This window comes from Clostridium ljungdahlii DSM 13528 (assembly GCF_000143685.1).
In the GTDB taxonomy this organism is placed as follows: Bacteria; Bacillota; Clostridia; order Clostridiales; family Clostridiaceae; genus Clostridium_B; species Clostridium_B ljungdahlii.
Genome location: NC_014328.1, coordinates 1,677,560 through 1,692,455, shown reverse-complemented (window position 1 = coordinate 1,692,455; position 14,896 = coordinate 1,677,560). Strand labels below are relative to the sequence as shown.

At 31.4% G+C, this 14,896-nt stretch carries 14 protein-coding genes; 1 reads left to right on the top strand and 13 read right to left on the bottom strand.

The window, feature by feature from the left end; translation table 11 throughout:
- Positions 1–153 precede the first annotated feature (153 nt).
- From CLJU_RS07630 to CLJU_RS07615, 5 genes are all read right to left on the bottom strand, one after another.
- A complete protein-coding gene (locus CLJU_RS07630) occupies positions 154–882 on the bottom strand; it encodes an MIP/aquaporin family protein (RefSeq protein WP_013238218.1) in 729 nt (242 codons plus the stop codon).
- Positions 883–917: 35 nt separating this feature from the next.
- On the bottom strand, positions 918–2,198 hold the full coding sequence (larA, locus tag CLJU_RS07625; protein ID WP_013238217.1) for a nickel-dependent lactate racemase: 1,281 nt from the start codon (positions 2,196–2,198) through the stop codon (positions 918–920).
- Between the two features lie 182 nt (positions 2,199–2,380).
- A complete protein-coding gene (locus CLJU_RS07620) occupies positions 2,381–3,055 on the bottom strand; it encodes a LysR family transcriptional regulator substrate-binding protein (RefSeq protein ID WP_013238216.1) in 675 nt (224 codons plus the stop codon).
- Positions 3,043–3,237, bottom strand: a complete 195-nt coding sequence (locus tag CLJU_RS22885; protein WP_242825718.1) for a helix-turn-helix domain-containing protein — start codon at positions 3,235–3,237, stop codon at positions 3,043–3,045. The genes CLJU_RS07620 and CLJU_RS22885 overlap by 13 nt, the downstream gene beginning before the upstream one ends.
- Before the next feature lie 146 nt (positions 3,238–3,383).
- Complete coding sequence (locus CLJU_RS07615) at positions 3,384–5,321, bottom strand: molybdopterin-dependent oxidoreductase (protein WP_013238215.1); 1,938 nt, start codon at positions 5,319–5,321, stop codon at positions 3,384–3,386.
- Positions 5,322–5,520: 199 nt separating this feature from the next.
- Here CLJU_RS07615 and CLJU_RS07610 point away from each other — a divergent pair, with 199 nt between their 5' ends.
- Positions 5,521–6,468: a S8/S53 family peptidase gene (locus tag CLJU_RS07610; protein WP_013238214.1), complete on the top strand. Its 948-nt coding sequence runs from the start codon at positions 5,521–5,523 to the stop codon at positions 6,466–6,468.
- Between the two features lie 89 nt (positions 6,469–6,557).
- Here CLJU_RS07610 and CLJU_RS07605 read toward each other — a convergent pair whose 3' ends face one another.
- The 8 genes from CLJU_RS07605 to CLJU_RS07570 form a co-directional block, all read right to left on the bottom strand.
- On the bottom strand, positions 6,558–8,297 hold the full coding sequence (locus CLJU_RS07605) for a methyl-accepting chemotaxis protein (RefSeq protein ID WP_013238213.1): 1,740 nt from the start codon (positions 8,295–8,297) through the stop codon (positions 6,558–6,560).
- A gap of 414 nt (positions 8,298–8,711) precedes the next feature.
- Positions 8,712–9,476, bottom strand: coding sequence for a MerR family transcriptional regulator (locus tag CLJU_RS07600; protein ID WP_013238212.1), 765 nt, complete (start codon positions 9,474–9,476; stop codon positions 8,712–8,714).
- Between the two features lie 87 nt (positions 9,477–9,563).
- Positions 9,564–10,730 carry an ABC transporter permease gene (locus tag CLJU_RS07595; RefSeq protein WP_013238211.1) on the bottom strand — a complete coding sequence of 389 codons (1,167 nt, stop codon included), beginning with the start codon at positions 10,728–10,730 and terminating at the stop codon, positions 9,564–9,566.
- A gap of 13 nt (positions 10,731–10,743) precedes the next feature.
- The gene (locus CLJU_RS07590) at positions 10,744–11,406 is read right to left on the bottom strand and encodes an ABC transporter ATP-binding protein (protein WP_013238210.1); all 663 of its coding nucleotides are present in this window, start codon (positions 11,404–11,406) and stop codon (positions 10,744–10,746) included.
- A gap of 47 nt (positions 11,407–11,453) precedes the next feature.
- Complete coding sequence (locus CLJU_RS07585) at positions 11,454–12,395, bottom strand: efflux RND transporter periplasmic adaptor subunit (RefSeq protein ID WP_013238209.1); 942 nt, start codon at positions 12,393–12,395, stop codon at positions 11,454–11,456.
- Positions 12,396–12,470: 75 nt separating this feature from the next.
- Entirely contained in the window at positions 12,471–13,730 is a 1,260-nt protein-coding gene (locus CLJU_RS07580) for a sensor histidine kinase (RefSeq protein ID WP_035787953.1), read from the bottom strand.
- On the bottom strand, positions 13,690–14,376 hold the full coding sequence (locus tag CLJU_RS07575) for a response regulator transcription factor (RefSeq protein ID WP_013238207.1): 687 nt from the start codon (positions 14,374–14,376) through the stop codon (positions 13,690–13,692). The genes CLJU_RS07580 and CLJU_RS07575 overlap by 41 nt, the downstream gene beginning before the upstream one ends.
- Before the next feature lie 59 nt (positions 14,377–14,435).
- The gene (locus tag CLJU_RS07570; RefSeq protein WP_013238206.1) at positions 14,436–14,879 is read right to left on the bottom strand and encodes a MarR family winged helix-turn-helix transcriptional regulator; all 444 of its coding nucleotides are present in this window, start codon (positions 14,877–14,879) and stop codon (positions 14,436–14,438) included.
- Between the last annotated feature and the right edge of the window lie 17 nt (positions 14,880–14,896).

Genomic DNA, 14,896 nt, shown 5'->3' with positions numbered 1-14,896 from the left:
CAAAGTCACTTTAATTAAATAAAAGTGTAAATGTTCACCATCAATAATTTGATAATTAACATTTACACTTTTACAGTACCACTACAGTTTGCCTATAACTATAATAAATCTAATAGGTAATAGTAATGACTATACAAATTTATAATAAATTTATTAATAAATTTGTTTAAATAAAAATATCGCAATAATGCTTCCAGCTATTGGTGCTACCACAGGAATCCAAGCATATGACCATTGAGAATTTCCTTTATTTTTAAGAGGAAATAATGAATGTACGATTCGAGGACCTAAATCTCTGGCAGGATTTAATCCAGGACCAGTTGGACCGCCTAAGGATGTAACTAAAGTACATACAAGAAAACCAAGACCAAGATATCCTATTCCAATGGTTTGTTTTAAGTCTGTGGAATTAAGCATAAATTCTGCACCAAGAACTAATAAAAATGTACCAAAAAATTCCGTAATAAATCCATTTATATAACTTCCAGAAGCTGATATGGTAGAGCATGTACCAAGAATGCTTTCAGTATTCTCTGTTTTTTTATAAAATGGAAGATAAACAAAGTAAAGAATAACCTGACCAATTATAGCACCAATAAGTTGAGCCACTACATATGGAAAGACTTCTGACCAAGAAAAAAATCCATTTATTGCTAAGCCTATGGTCATAGCTGGATTTATATGGCTGCCACTGATTGGCCCAAACATTAAAGCTGGAATCATTACACCAATTCCATAACCAACGGCAATAATAAGCCATCCATTGTGATAGCCTTTTGTTCCTTTTAATTCTACATTAGCAACGGCACCATTACCAAATAGCACCAAAATTGCTGTGCCAAGCATTTCACAAATCAATTTTACAATTAAACTATAATGCATTATTTAAGACAACTCCTTTTTTATGTTACCAATCTCTATTTGACAATAACAGAAAGTCCATCTGGGATAACTGTTACTTTAGCGTTTTCTCCTTCTATCTCATAAGCACGCTTTAGTGCCTGATCAAATGTTGTAGCAAGTTCCATATGCATGTCTTTAATAAGCTTTGGCTCAACAAGATCAGAAACCATTATGACATGATGCTTTGAAAGAATACGTGCCAATATTTGAGAAGTCCACTGGTCTGGAATAGTTTTCTGACGCTCTGTATGAATAGCTTTTTCTAAGAATTCCTCAGGTGTTTTGGAATTGGCAAGATTTTTATAAAATCCTTCACCACCATGACCATCGACGCAGCCGGCAACCATTATAATAACGCCGTTTTCTTTATTTGTAGCTTCTGCTGCTGTCATTCCTTTTACTGCTTGATAAATATTTTGATCAAGAGGATAACCGCCATTTGTTGATACAGCAATATCACAAGGTATCTTTTTAACTTGTGCCAGCTCCTTTACAAAATTACAGCCAGTTTCATGAGCTTTTTCAAGATCTCCAGCAAAGGAGCCTATGATTTGTTTGTTACCATCAAGAACAACATTTAAGATAAATTTAAGACCAGCTGTTTTAGCTGCATATACCATATCTTCATGAACAGGATTACCTTTTATATTACCAGTACGTGCCTTATTTGAATCTATAAATTCACCACAATGATTTGCCATAATTGTTTTATAAGATGCTATTCCAGGTAATACAGATTTACGTCCACCAGAAAAGCCAGCAAAAAAATGCGACTCAATAAAGCCTTCAGCAATTAGTAGATCAGCTTCAGCAGCAACTTTATTAATAATGCATGGTCCACCTGATGGAAGAGTGCCTATTTTTACCATAGTAGAATCATCGGTTGAAACATGCATTACAATATTTTCATTTTCGACAATTTCCTCACCATATTTATTTACAAGTTCTTCGTGAGTGGATGGGCGATGAAAACCTGTAGCAACAAGTATTTTAATATCTGCATTAGGTTCAACACTTCGAATACGGCGAAGAAGTATAGGTGTAATAATTTTTGAAGGAACTGGACGTGTATGATCTGAACTTATCAAAACAATATTTTTCTTTCCTTTTACTAGCTCCTCCAATTTAGGTGAACCAATAGGGTTATCAAGGGATTTTTCAACAATTTCTTTTTGAGATAAGTTATTTTTGTAATTTTCTGATTTTGAAATTAAAATACCAGCTAAGTTTTTTTTATTTACTTTTGCAATAATTTGCTTTTTATCATAGGGCAAATTTATATTAACATACTCCATAATTAATATCATCCTCTCTTTATACTTTACGAAGCATCCTTTTAAAAAGCTTCTTCTTTTGTATGTCGAAATTAGTATAATTCAAGAAAGTATGCTTGTATAGCCAAATAAAAAGATAGCTGACATAAGAAAAATTTATAACAAAATTAGTCTTATATCAGCTATAATAAAAATAATAAATATTAGCTATTATTTTTATTTAATTTGACCACATAATCAATAAATAGTTTTATTGCACGGTATTTTGGATTTTCTTTTTTATATAATAGGAAGGCTTTCATAGTATATGATGGGTCAATATTACAGTATCCATGCTCATAGCTATCACCGAGCGTATTAAGAAGACGTTCTGCAATAAGTGCTCCGGCAGTATTTTTCTTGCAATATTGAATTATAGCATAGGGAGATGGCAATTGTGCTGCCACAACCGGTACTTTACCAGCAATGTTAAAATACTGATCAATCATTTTGTTCATAAAATTATCTGGTGGATACTTTACTAAAGGAAAATTTAAAATAGTTTTTATACTTATTGTATTACATATTTCCGTAATATTAGGTGCATAATACACCATCTTATCCATTCGAAATAGGACTTTTTCAAAGTTTTCTAGAGTTTCATCATCAGAAAGAAAACTGGATGCAATATCAATTTTACCACTATTTAAAGAGTGTATAAGTTCATTTTTCTCCATACTGTAAACAGTAATCAATATATTCTTATTTTTTTGAAAATAAGTGACATACTGATTCATAAGTATATCACCAAGCGATGTAAGTACACCTACTTTTAGTTCTATTGCTTTTTCACTACTTTTTTGCTGAAATTCATAGATTGTTTCAACTAATTCTGGCAATATTCCACATATTTTTTATAAAAAATTTTACCTTCAGGTGTTAAACAACTTCCCCGATTGGAACGTAAAATAAGTTTTACTCCCAAAGTTTCTTCAAGTTTTTTCATTTGAAAGCTAAAAGCAGATTGGGTTATATTTGCTTGATTGGCGGCAAGTGTAAAATTTTGTACTCTTTCGTAAATTATAAAATTCTTTAACTCTTCAATGCTAGGTAACTCTTTTATTTAAAACATCTCCTTATCCTTTGTAATATATCATATCTGCTTTTTAATTGCAAGAATAGCATATATTTGAATAAATATATGCTACTTATCCAATTTTCTTCTATTTATTTCTTAATTTCTACAAAAGTATCATAATAAGCTGCCTGCTTACCCATATCGGCAATTTGATTTTCCGTTAGAAAATTTGGATTTGAACTCTTTTCCCACCAACCTACATTCATATGGACAAGGTTATCTGATACTTTATCCGTTATATTTATCTTTACCCGTATTTCTCCCCTAGAAGATTTCAATTTAACAATATCACCATTATGTATATCCTGTTTCTCTGCTGTATTTTTACTTATATTAGCTGCAGCCATGGTGTCTACATCTTTAAAGCTTTGAGACATAAGTGATTTTTTAGGATGAGTAGTTAAAAGTCTTAATTTATCACTTTTTTCGTCATTAACATAAACTGGTATTGGACTCAATCCATCTTTCTCAGCCTCTTTAGAATATATCTCTATTTTTTTAGATGGTGTTTTAAATTTTAGATCACTCCAGGCAATAGAATTTTCCTGTATGGTTACATATTCATTTTTTATTTTTTCAAGGGTTATTCCCTTCTTTTCTAAAGGTTTTATTACTTGGGTTAAGTATTCCCTTTTAGATACGTAAGGGTACTCTTTCATCCCCATCTTTTTTGCAAGTTCCATAAAAAAGTAGTATTCATCCATTAATTTATGCTTTGGCTCTACGCACTTTTCATTATATATTATGTAGGGATTACTCATAGAAGAATATAACAGGTCTTCGCTTTCCAGTGTATTAGTACATGGAATAATCAAATCGCAGTGTTTAGCCGTATCAGTCATAAACATATCTATGCATACCTTGAACTCTATATTTTCAAAAGCCTTTATAAAATTATTCAAATCAGGCCATTGGTTTAATGGATTAGCCTTACTTACAAATATAGCCTTAATATCTTTCGAGCATTTAAGTAATTTATGAAAATTCCAGTTTCTATCCTTTAATGCATATTTATAACTGCCATAGGGGTCCAAATTTAATACTTTAGGATACACCTTGTTGGAATAATTTACTCCACCGCCTTTTTTCCCTACACTTCCCGTTATAGCAGCAAGGGCATCTATGCTCCTTACAGAATTTCCCCCATTTTTATACCTTTGAAGTCCATATCCCATACATATAGTACTGTACTTTTCTTCAGCATAAATATGAGAAATTTCTTTTATAGTGTCTATGTTAACGCCGCATTCTCTAGACAAATACTCCATACTAAGAGTATCTAAATAAGCTTTATATTCCCTAAAGCCCACTACATTTTTCTTTATGAATTCCGCATCCTGCAGATTTTCTTCTATTATTACCTTTGTCATAGCCATGGCCATAGCAGCATCTGATGCTGGATTTATCTTTATATGAATATCACAAAAATTTGTGCTGTCAGTAGAAATAGGATCTATAACTATTATTTTTGCCCCGTTTTGCCTTGCTTTTTTCAAAAATGGCAGCAGCTGAATATGAGAATTTGCTGGATTTTTGCTCCACAGTATTATATTTTTTGCATTCAATATGTCTTCTATGGAATTTGATTTATTATCTCCAAAATCATACTTTTGGGCCTTATTACCTGCACTCCAGCATATTTCATTTTCTATTTTAGTTATGCCTCCATAAAAATTAAAAAATATATCTTCTATACCTTTCAGTATAGTTCCCGTTCCGGATGAACCATAATGAATTACAGAGTTTGAAGAATATTTTTCTCTGTAATATCTCAATTTATCCGAAATTATATTTATTGCTTCTTCAAAAGTTATATTTACCCACTTACCATTTTGTTTTTTCATAGGTGAATACAATCTATCTCTGGCATTTAACCTCTTCAAATGATTTTTTGCTTTTTCACATACTATACCCTTTGTATAAGGATGGTTTTTATCTCCCTCTATTTTAACTACTTTATTATCTTCCACATATACATTTAATTTACAGCATCCAAAGCAGTCCAGGGGACATCCATGACTCTTCATAATCTATACGCCTCACTTAAAACATCTAATTTTATATATTTTACACCAATTATTTTAAAATTTTCTCCATTATATCTTTTTAATTCATTAAGTACAAGCCTCAATATTTTAAAACTATCTTGCTTTCTTAAAAAATTAGGATTACAATTGTAATTGACTTTTAAAATTAATTTTACTTATAATATGGAGGCATTAAAACATGAAAAGTAAATCTAAAAAAATTTTAATAACTATACTCATAGTTTCTATAACGCTCAATGTGCTTTTGCTATCAAAATTGCACAATCAGCCATGGAATATTCATTTTACAAATGCAAATTCAAGAGATAACTATTTTACAATACACAATGTAAAACAAGCTCAAAGCATAAGTAAAGGAAAGGGAATTAAAGTAGGCATTCTAGATCACTGTTTCGGATATGAATATCATAAAGATTTATACGCTGGTGCTGTTGATTTTATGAATAGTCCTTATGCTTTAAATAAATCAAGTGAACATGGTTACTGGATGGCGAACACTTTAAAAGAAATTGCTCCAGAATGTCAAGTATATGCATTAAATACTGCAGATAGCATGAATGAAGATAAAAGAGTTACTGCCATGATAAAGGCAATAGATTGGGCAATAAAAAATCACATTGACATTTTAACCTATTCTCAAATGCCTATATCAGATAAAAATCGTAAAAGATTTGATGCTGCTGTAAATAAGGCAGTAAAAAATAATATTGTAACTACTTTTATACATTATGATAATCCTAATAATATTTGGCCAGAGGAAATGTCTGATCCTAGATTTGCAGATAAAGGTCAGCGAAAACCAGATTTTAGTATATTTCCTTATGACTATAGCGATCTCAGAATAGATACTTACACTGCATATGAGAAATTAAAAAATAATGTTTCTACTGCTGATGGAGATGATATTCCATATTTCTCAGTTTCATCCACCTCGCCTGTTACAGCAGGCTTTATAGCTATATTGAAAAGCATAAATAATAAACTTACGCCGGATGAATATAGGCAAATTTTGAAGAAGACAAGTTATAAAACTACTTTTAAAGATCCTTTTAGATTAAATACTTTCCAGTGTTCAAATGTTATAGATATAGGAAAAGCTGCTGCATATATCAAACAGAATCATTAAATAAGTAGTTTAAAAAACGCTGTAATAAAAAACTTACGGCATTTTTTATGCGTGTAAATTGAGATTTGTTACTTATCTATTTTGCCAGCTTATATTTTAAATTTACTTATATCCTGTTTTAAATCCTTAGAAATTTCTTTTGATGCTTTTGTACTCTCAGCTATGGAATTTACCTGTTCTATTATATCAAGTATTCTATCACTTATGTTAGTAGTAGCAAGGGTACCTTCATTATTTGCTTTTGCTACCTGTTCTATAGTATTTGAAACATCTTCAATTGAAGTTAAAAGATTACTTGTAGTAACTCTAAACTGAGATACAAGAGTATCTACAAATTTTGCATCCTCATCATATTTTCCAGATACATTTAAAATTTTATTATAATCACCATTCACATCTGTAAGCATAAAATCAAGTAGTTTATTGGAACTTAAAGATAATTTATTTACAGATTCCACTACTTTTTTAGTCAAATCTTGTATCTTTATTACAGTAGTTTTTGACTCATCTGCAAGTTTTCTTATTTCATCCGCTACTACGTTAAACCCCTTACCCTGTTCACCAGCTCTAGCCGCTTCTATAGCTGCATTCAAAGCCAATAAATTTGTTTGATCTGTAATTTGTATTATAGTATCAGACAAAATGCTTATCTTATCTACCACTTTTGAATCCTCTATTGCCTTTTCAAGTTCTTTTTTTGTCTTTATAAAAATTTCATTTGCCTTTTCTCTGGAGCCAGTAATATTTACTTTTATCTTGTCAGCTCTGCTGCTTATTTCAGCTGCAGAATTTTTTCCTTCTAGTGACTTATTATCTATAAACTTAGTTTCCTTTGTCAGTTCTTGAACACTTGCGGAAATTTCTTCAGAAGATGCTGATGTTTCTTCCATTTGAGCTACAATTTCTTCTGTAGTTGAAGATATTTCTTCTACATTTATATTCAGGGCTTTTATATTTTTAAAAACAGTCTGTACTGCCTCTTCAATACGTAGTGATTTTTTCTTTATACTATCTATCAATGATTTCAAGGATAACTGCATAGAATGTATGGTCCTTGATATATCTCCTATCTCATCTTTTCTATTTAATGATATTTTAGAAACGTCGTTTGAAAAATCTCCCTGCGAGATAACTTTTAAATTACTTACAGCAGATTTAAGTGGAATTGTTATATTTTTGCTTATAATTATAGAAAATAGTATTACAATTATGCTTATAAAAACTGCAACTAAAATTAAAATAACAGTCATTTTATATACGTAACTTGAAGTTTGTTTTTCAATCTGTTGGCTATCTTTATCAGCTAAATTCACCACCTTGTCTATACTTTGTCTATGCTCTCTATATGCTTTTGACATGGAACCATTCAGCAAACTTTCTGCTTCTTGTTTATTTCCCAATTTTATTTGTGGAATAAAATCACTATCTCTTATTTTAAAAAATTCATCTGCATACTTATAAGAATCTGATATAAAATACTGTTTTAATTGACCTTGAGAAAGGGTACGTTCCCAATATTTATGTCTCTCGTAATATTGTTTTTCTAGTTTGTCTCCCTGTTTTATAAGGTCAGATACATTAGCAGAATTACTCTCTCCTAAAAGTTGATATGATATGAGATATGACTCAATTATGTATTCTGGCGGTGGCAGTACATCTGATACAAGATCTTTTTTCTCTATAATATTATTATAGGTAGTCCCATTTATCTTTATCTTAGAAAGTGAATAAAAGGCATAAGTTCCAAAAACAATAAATCCTATTATGAATAAACTTATCATTGCAAAAATTTTATGTCTTATCCTTAAATTAGCAATAAAATTTAACATATAATCCCTCCATTACATGGTATTTTATCATTGTCATACTTTTTATATTATATTTTTATATTATATGTAATAATACTACGATATTTTTAGAAAATCAATAATATTTGCATATTTAAATTTAAAAAAGCACAAATTACTTTTTATTTATACTATTGTTATAATTTATATAGAATACAAATTAAGGCATGAAAAAGCCGCTATAAGTATTAAGTATAGCGGCTTGATTTTAATTCTGTACTAGCTAAAAGTATAGTTTTTATCCGATCTCTACCATTGCTAATACCCCCATCTTCTTCAAAGTGGGGGATAAGCACTGCTACGCGCCTGGATAAGTTCTTCTAAGGTTCAGATGGAGAAAAGGATTCCTTATAAGCAAACTCCACCTGAACCTAAGAATCACTTGATAAATTAAATTTATTTTTTAATTCCAGTATAAACTAAAACTGCATCTCTTAAAAACTCTGCTGTCCCTGGCTGTTTTTTGTCATAATACGCTTTAAATCTTTCATCCTCTACATACATTTTAGCAATACCTGCGTGAGCTTCTTTATTGTAATTTCCCCAATAAAAACTTATCCACTTTGCATGGAGAGAAGCAGCCCTTTGAGCCAGTTCACCTGCAGGATTACCTGTTTTATAGGCTTTACTCAGTGTTTCAAGTATTTCATTTTCAAGTCCAGTTACCTCTTCATATTCCTCAGGTGTCATATTTTTAAGATTGCTATTTGCTTTATCTACAATTTCATCTCCGTATTTTTTTCTAATTTCTTCTCCATATTTTCTTTCATTGCCATCAATAAGTTTTTTCTTGAATCCTTCAAATTTTTCTCTATCACTCATTACAATTCTCCCTTCCATAGATTTAATTGTATTTTCAACATTAGAAATCAATAAATCCAGTTCAATTCTTTTTTCAAGAAGCTTTTTGCGATGTTCTCTCAGTGCTTTAACCCTGTCAAAATCAGGAGAGGTTATAATCTCTCTGATATTTTCAAGCTTTATGCCAAATTCCCTATAAAAGAGTATTAGCTGAAGTCTATCGACCTCATTTTGACCATAAATGCGATATCCTGATGAATTGATTTTTGCCGGCTTTAAAATTCCAATTTCATCGTAATATCTAAGAGTCCGCGCACTGACACCCGCCATATGGGCTAATTTCTGCACTGTATATTCCACTGCTATCACCTCCTGACGATTTAACTATAAACTTATACGCTGCGTCAATGTCAATAAAAAATCTCTGTAAAATACAGAGATTTTTTATTATTCAAATCTGAGTGCATCAATTGGCTTGAGTTTTGAAGCCTTATATGCCGGGAATATACCAAATACAACTCCAACTATAAGGGAGAAAGAAAATGCTACTGCAATTATAGGCAGAGAGAAGGTAACTGACATTCCAAGAGTTGATACAAGCCATCCTATTCCAAGTCCAAATAATACCCCTATTACTCCTCCAAGAGAACTTAGTACAAGTGCCTCAATAAGAAATTGAATCAGTATGTCCTTTCTAGAACCACCCAGTGCCTTTCTTATGCCTATCTCCTTTGTACGCTCCGATACAGATACAAGCATAACATTCATTACTCCTATGCCCCCTACAATTAAAGATATTGCAGCTATTCCTCCAAGCAGATAAGTCAGAGTATTTGTTATCGAACTCATTGTGTCAAGAAGCTGTTTTTGACTCATAACCGTATGGTTTTTATCCGTTGACTTGAAGAAATTCGTAAGATAATTGTCAACTTCATTTGTTACATAATCAACATTATTGTCATTAGAAGCTTTTATATACATGGTACTTACATTTCTATTTCCTGCAAGAGATATAGCAGTAGTTATTGGTATAATCACCATATCATCTGTATTACTTCCCATAGAATTTCCCTGAGATTTTAGCTCACCTACTACCGTATAAGTACTTCCCTTTATAGTTATATTCTTTCCAACAGGATCTGTAAGTCCGTACAGCTGTTGTGCTATATCTGACCCTAAAACAGCTACTTTACTTCTATAATCCACATCAAGGTCGGCTATAAATCTTCCTTCTGCAACGTTCATGCTCCTTATTTGAGAAAAGTTGCTGGTAGTTCCGGTTACTGCGGTATTTTGCGAATTTTCTCCTACTTTAACCGAAGTACTGGAAGATATAATAGGAGCCATTTCATCTACACCATTAAGCTTCTTTATATTATCCATATCATCAAGAGTCAACTGCTTAGTTCCACTGCTGAATGTATTAGCTACAATAAGATTAGTTCCAAGTGATTCAACTTGAGAAGTTATATTCTTTGTAGATCCACTTCCCATACCAACAAGTACTATTACAGATGATATTCCTATAATTATACCTATCATAGTAAGGATAGATCTCAATTTATTGCTTCTTATATTTTTTATAGCAAGCTTTACCGTTTGAAAAAAGTTCATCTAATCTCTCCTCCTATGCATATAATTTACCATCTCTTATAGTTATGATTCTCTCAGCTTGTTTAGCCACATTAGGATCATGAGTTATAAGTATTATAGTTTGTCCCTTTTTATGGAGTTCTTTGATAAATTCCATAAGCTCAGCACTTGTTTTACTATCCAGTGCACCTGTTGGTTCATCAGCTAAGATAATCTTTGGACTTCCTACTAAAGCTCTTGCGATAGCTACTCTCTGCTGCTGTCCTCCAGATAACTGATTTGGTTTATGATGTTCTCTTCCTTTAAGCCCCACCTTCTCTAGATAGTCTAATGCTAACTTTCTACATTCCTTTTGGTTTATTCCTCTATATAAAAGGGGAACTTCTACATTTTCTACTGCATTTAACTTAGGCAATAAATTAAAATTTTGAAATATAAAACCTATCTGCTTGTTTCTAATTAGGCTTAACTCATTTTCGCTTGCATTTTCTACATTTACATTATCAAATATATAGCTTCCGGAATCAGGTATATCCAAGCATCCTAGTATATTCATAAGAGTTGATTTTCCTGATCCTGAAGGTCCTATAATAGATATAAATTCATTTTCATCTATACTTAAATTTATATCATCCAATGCCTTTACTACTGTATCTCCCATGGTATAGTATTTACATACATTTTTAATGTCTATCATAAGGTTCTCCTTTCTTTAATTCTCACAGCTTTGCTGTTGCTACAAACTTAGTTACTGCTTCTACTGCTGCTTCCTTGAGAACCAGATTGTCTATTTCCTCCGCCAGAACCTCTCATCATCTGGAAGCTTCCCATTCCTTTCGTTGAAGAGCTTGTAGTAGAACTTTTAACTTGTGGGAGTTGAACCTCTTCTCCTGCTACCAATCCATTAGTTACTTCAACTGACTTTCCATCACTTATACCAAGTTCTACTTTCTTCATAGATGTTTTATTACCATCATACACAAGTACATATTTTCCACCATTAATGTCTCTAACTGCTTCTACCGGTATTGCAAGTACATTATTTTTAGAATCTGTAGTTATCGATACTTCTGTAGACATTCCAACTTTAATATTTTGAACATCATCAAAATATACTGATACATCAAAATTTGATACTCCATTTGAGTATTGTCCCTGCTGACTTATACTTGTAACTGTTCCTGTAAATTTGGTATCAGGAAAAGCATTTAATTTTATGTCAGCCTTTTGTCCTACCTTTAACTTCGTTACATCCGTTTCATCCACAGATATAGTTGTAAGAAGATTTGTATTATTAAACATAGTTACAAGTGGAGTACCTTCATTTACATTATCTCCTACATTAACATTTACAGCACTTATAACTCCACTCATATCTGCCACTATAGGCGCACTTCCATTAGTAAATGTCACAAGTTCATCTCCTGTACTGACTATTTGATTATTATTTACAAGTACAGATGCAACCGTGTCTTTACCTGCTGCTTTGAATACTTCACTTTGAGATGCTTGAACACTTCCCGAACCGGATACAGACTGTGTAATGTCCTTTACAGTTACCTTTCCCCTAGCAAACTGAGAATTCACATTTTGAGCTGACTTCTTAGCTGATACATTTTTATATACCAAGAAGCCTCCAACTGCAACTACCGCCACTAGTACTATGCCAACAATCATTTTTTTCATATTTATCTATTCCTTTCAATAAATTTAATGTATCCTTTATGAAAATGATTATGACATTTTAATCTTAACTTTTGCTTAACTAAAATTATTTTTTAAAACTACTTCTACAACCGTTCCTCTAGGTATATTTTCAAAAATATTTATAGTTCCTTCATGTTTTTGTACTATCCATTTAGCTATAGAAAGTCCAAGACCTGCACCACCTGTTTCTCTATTTCTACTCTTATCACCTCTATAAAACCTTTCAAATACTAATTCTTTTTCCTCACTTTTTATACCAATACCATCATCTTTTACATAAATGATGCACTTATTATCTTTTTGGGTAAGAACAACCTGTATATTTCCTCCTCTATAAGTATATTTAATAGCATTATCCAAAAGAATTACCATTAGCTGCTTAATTCTTTCTTCATCACAGTTTACAATTAAATTTTTCTCTAAATCAGTTTTTACCTGCTTATCCTCCATATCTGCAGCTTCAGCATATATATCAGTTATTTTTTTAATGAGCAAATACATATTTACAGTTTTTTTATCTATTTCTACTGCATCAGAATCAGAACGGGTAAGAATGAGCAAATCAGCTACCAGTTTTGATAACCTTCTTGTTTCCGATAAGGCTATTCCTAAATTTTCACTTTTAGTTATTATCTTATCCTCTGAATTTCTAATAACCAACTCCAACTGTGCCTGTATTACGGTAAGGGGTGTCCTGAGCTCGTGGGAAGCATCCCCCACAAACCTCTTTTGTTTTTCCCATGCCTTAACTATTGGAACCATACTCCTTTTAGCAAGAAGATTTCCAGCTAGCGTACAAACTAAAAGTACAATAATACTTCCCCATATTATTATTTTTAACAAATTCTTTAAGAATTCTATTTCTGAATTTGTATTTCTAAGCAGCTGAACCATTACTGTTTCACTCTTTAGTTGAGCTGAAAATGCTATGCTTCTGAAATGAAACCGTTTAAAGTTTATGTCATATAATTGATCCACCTTAGTTGGTTTGATATATTCCTGATTTGCCCTATAAAATATATTTATATGAGTATCCAAAATAACTTTTCCACTTTTGTCACGTACTATGGCTATCACCCTTGGATCTAATGTAGATAAATAAGAACTATTTTGTGGCATATTTCTTTGAATCATATCTCTTGAAATCAGCAAATTTTTATCTATTGAGAAATATATATTAGATTTAGCATATAAGTAAATAACAACATTAAATGTTAAAAAAAGTATAAAAAATACCCCTACATTTAAAAATGTAAGCTTTAATTTCAGCTTTTTAAACATTTGACTTATCACTGGATTTAAACATGTATCCAATTCCCCTTACAGTTTTTATTTCTCCATCACAACCGTGTTCAACTAATGTTTTCCTCAATTTGTGCATATATACCTCTACAATATTTATGGCAGTATCTGATTCAAAACCCCACACTCTATCAAATATCTGCTCTTTAGTGAGTATAGTTCCTTTGTTATTTATTAGATACTCCATAAGATCAAATAGTTTAGCCTGTAAATTTACCTTTTCATTATTTATTGATAATTCTCTAATTTTGATGTCGATTTTTAAGTTTCCACATTTCAATATATTTTCATTTATCAGTGCTCCACTTCTTCTAAGTAATGCCTCAATTCTCACTTTTAGCTCTTCTATATGAAATGGCTTTGAAATATAATCGTCAGCACCTATTTTAAAGCCATTTATTTTATCTTCCAGAGAATCCTTTGCGGTAAGCAATAGTATTGGCGTACTTACTCCATTTTTCCGCAGACTTTTAAGTATTTCATCTCCATTTAAACTTGGGAGCATTATATCTAAAATTATAAGGTCATATATATTTTGTTCTGCCATATAGAGTCCTTCTTCTCCATCCAAGGCAGTATCTATACTGTAATAATCTTTAAGGCTGTTTTTTATACTTTGAGAAATAAGTTTATCATCTTCTACTACAAGTATTTTCATTATTTTTCCCTTTCAAATAGAATGTTCTTTTAATTAAATATTCCCATATAGGCTAGATATTATTTAGAAAGGCTTTTGGTTAATAAATCAGATAACAAGCAGAAACTTTCCACCATAGTCCTTCTTTGCTCTTGAGACATATTACTGAGAGCTTCTACCTCCGATGCTTTAAGCTGTTCTAATATCTCTTTTGCATATTTACTTCCCTGTTCTGTGAAGCTGACTACTTTATTTCTGCGGTCTTCAGGATCTAATTTTCTAGAAATATATCCTTTTTTCTCAAGGCGGGATAATATTAAAGAAACCGTCTGTTTTGGCAGGCATAATTTATCACAAATTTCATTTTGACTGCAGCAAGGAGAAACTTCTATTACATATAAAATAAACATAACCGTATCCTGAATACCATGCTTTTTTGACCAGATACGATAAATTTCATTAATTTTAAACCAGGATTCATAATAATCACTTAATAGCTCAGCAACTTCATTTTCTTCATTCATATTTCATACACTCTTTT

Bases quoted from the DNA above. Each gene is read 5' to 3' on its own strand.
- CLJU_RS07595 (WP_013238211.1), bottom strand. From the start codon at position 10,730: ATGAACTTTTTTCAAACGGTAAAGCTTGCTATAAAAAATATAAGAAGC.
- CLJU_RS07585 (WP_013238209.1), bottom strand. From the start codon at position 12,395: ATGAAAAAAATGATTGTTGGCATAGTACTAGTGGCGGTAGTTGCAGTT.
- CLJU_RS07605 (WP_013238213.1), bottom strand. From the start codon at position 8,297: ATGTTAAATTTTATTGCTAATTTAAGGATAAGACATAAAATTTTTGCA.
- CLJU_RS07570 (WP_013238206.1), bottom strand. From the start codon at position 14,879: ATGAATGAAGAAAATGAAGTTGCTGAGCTATTAAGTGATTATTATGAA.
- CLJU_RS07575 (WP_013238207.1), bottom strand. From the start codon at position 14,376: ATGAAAATACTTGTAGTAGAAGATGATAAACTTATTTCTCAAAGTATA.
- CLJU_RS07630 (WP_013238218.1), bottom strand. From the start codon at position 882: ATGCATTATAGTTTAATTGTAAAATTGATTTGTGAAATGCTTGGCACA.
- CLJU_RS07590 (WP_013238210.1), bottom strand. From the start codon at position 11,406: ATGATAGACATTAAAAATGTATGTAAATACTATACCATGGGAGATACA.
- CLJU_RS07610 (WP_013238214.1), top strand. From the start codon at position 5,521: ATGAAAAGTAAATCTAAAAAAATTTTAATAACTATACTCATAGTTTCT.
- larA (WP_013238217.1), bottom strand. From the start codon at position 2,198: ATGGAGTATGTTAATATAAATTTGCCCTATGATAAAAAGCAAATTATT.
- CLJU_RS07615 (WP_013238215.1), bottom strand. From the start codon at position 5,321: ATGAAGAGTCATGGATGTCCCCTGGACTGCTTTGGATGCTGTAAATTA.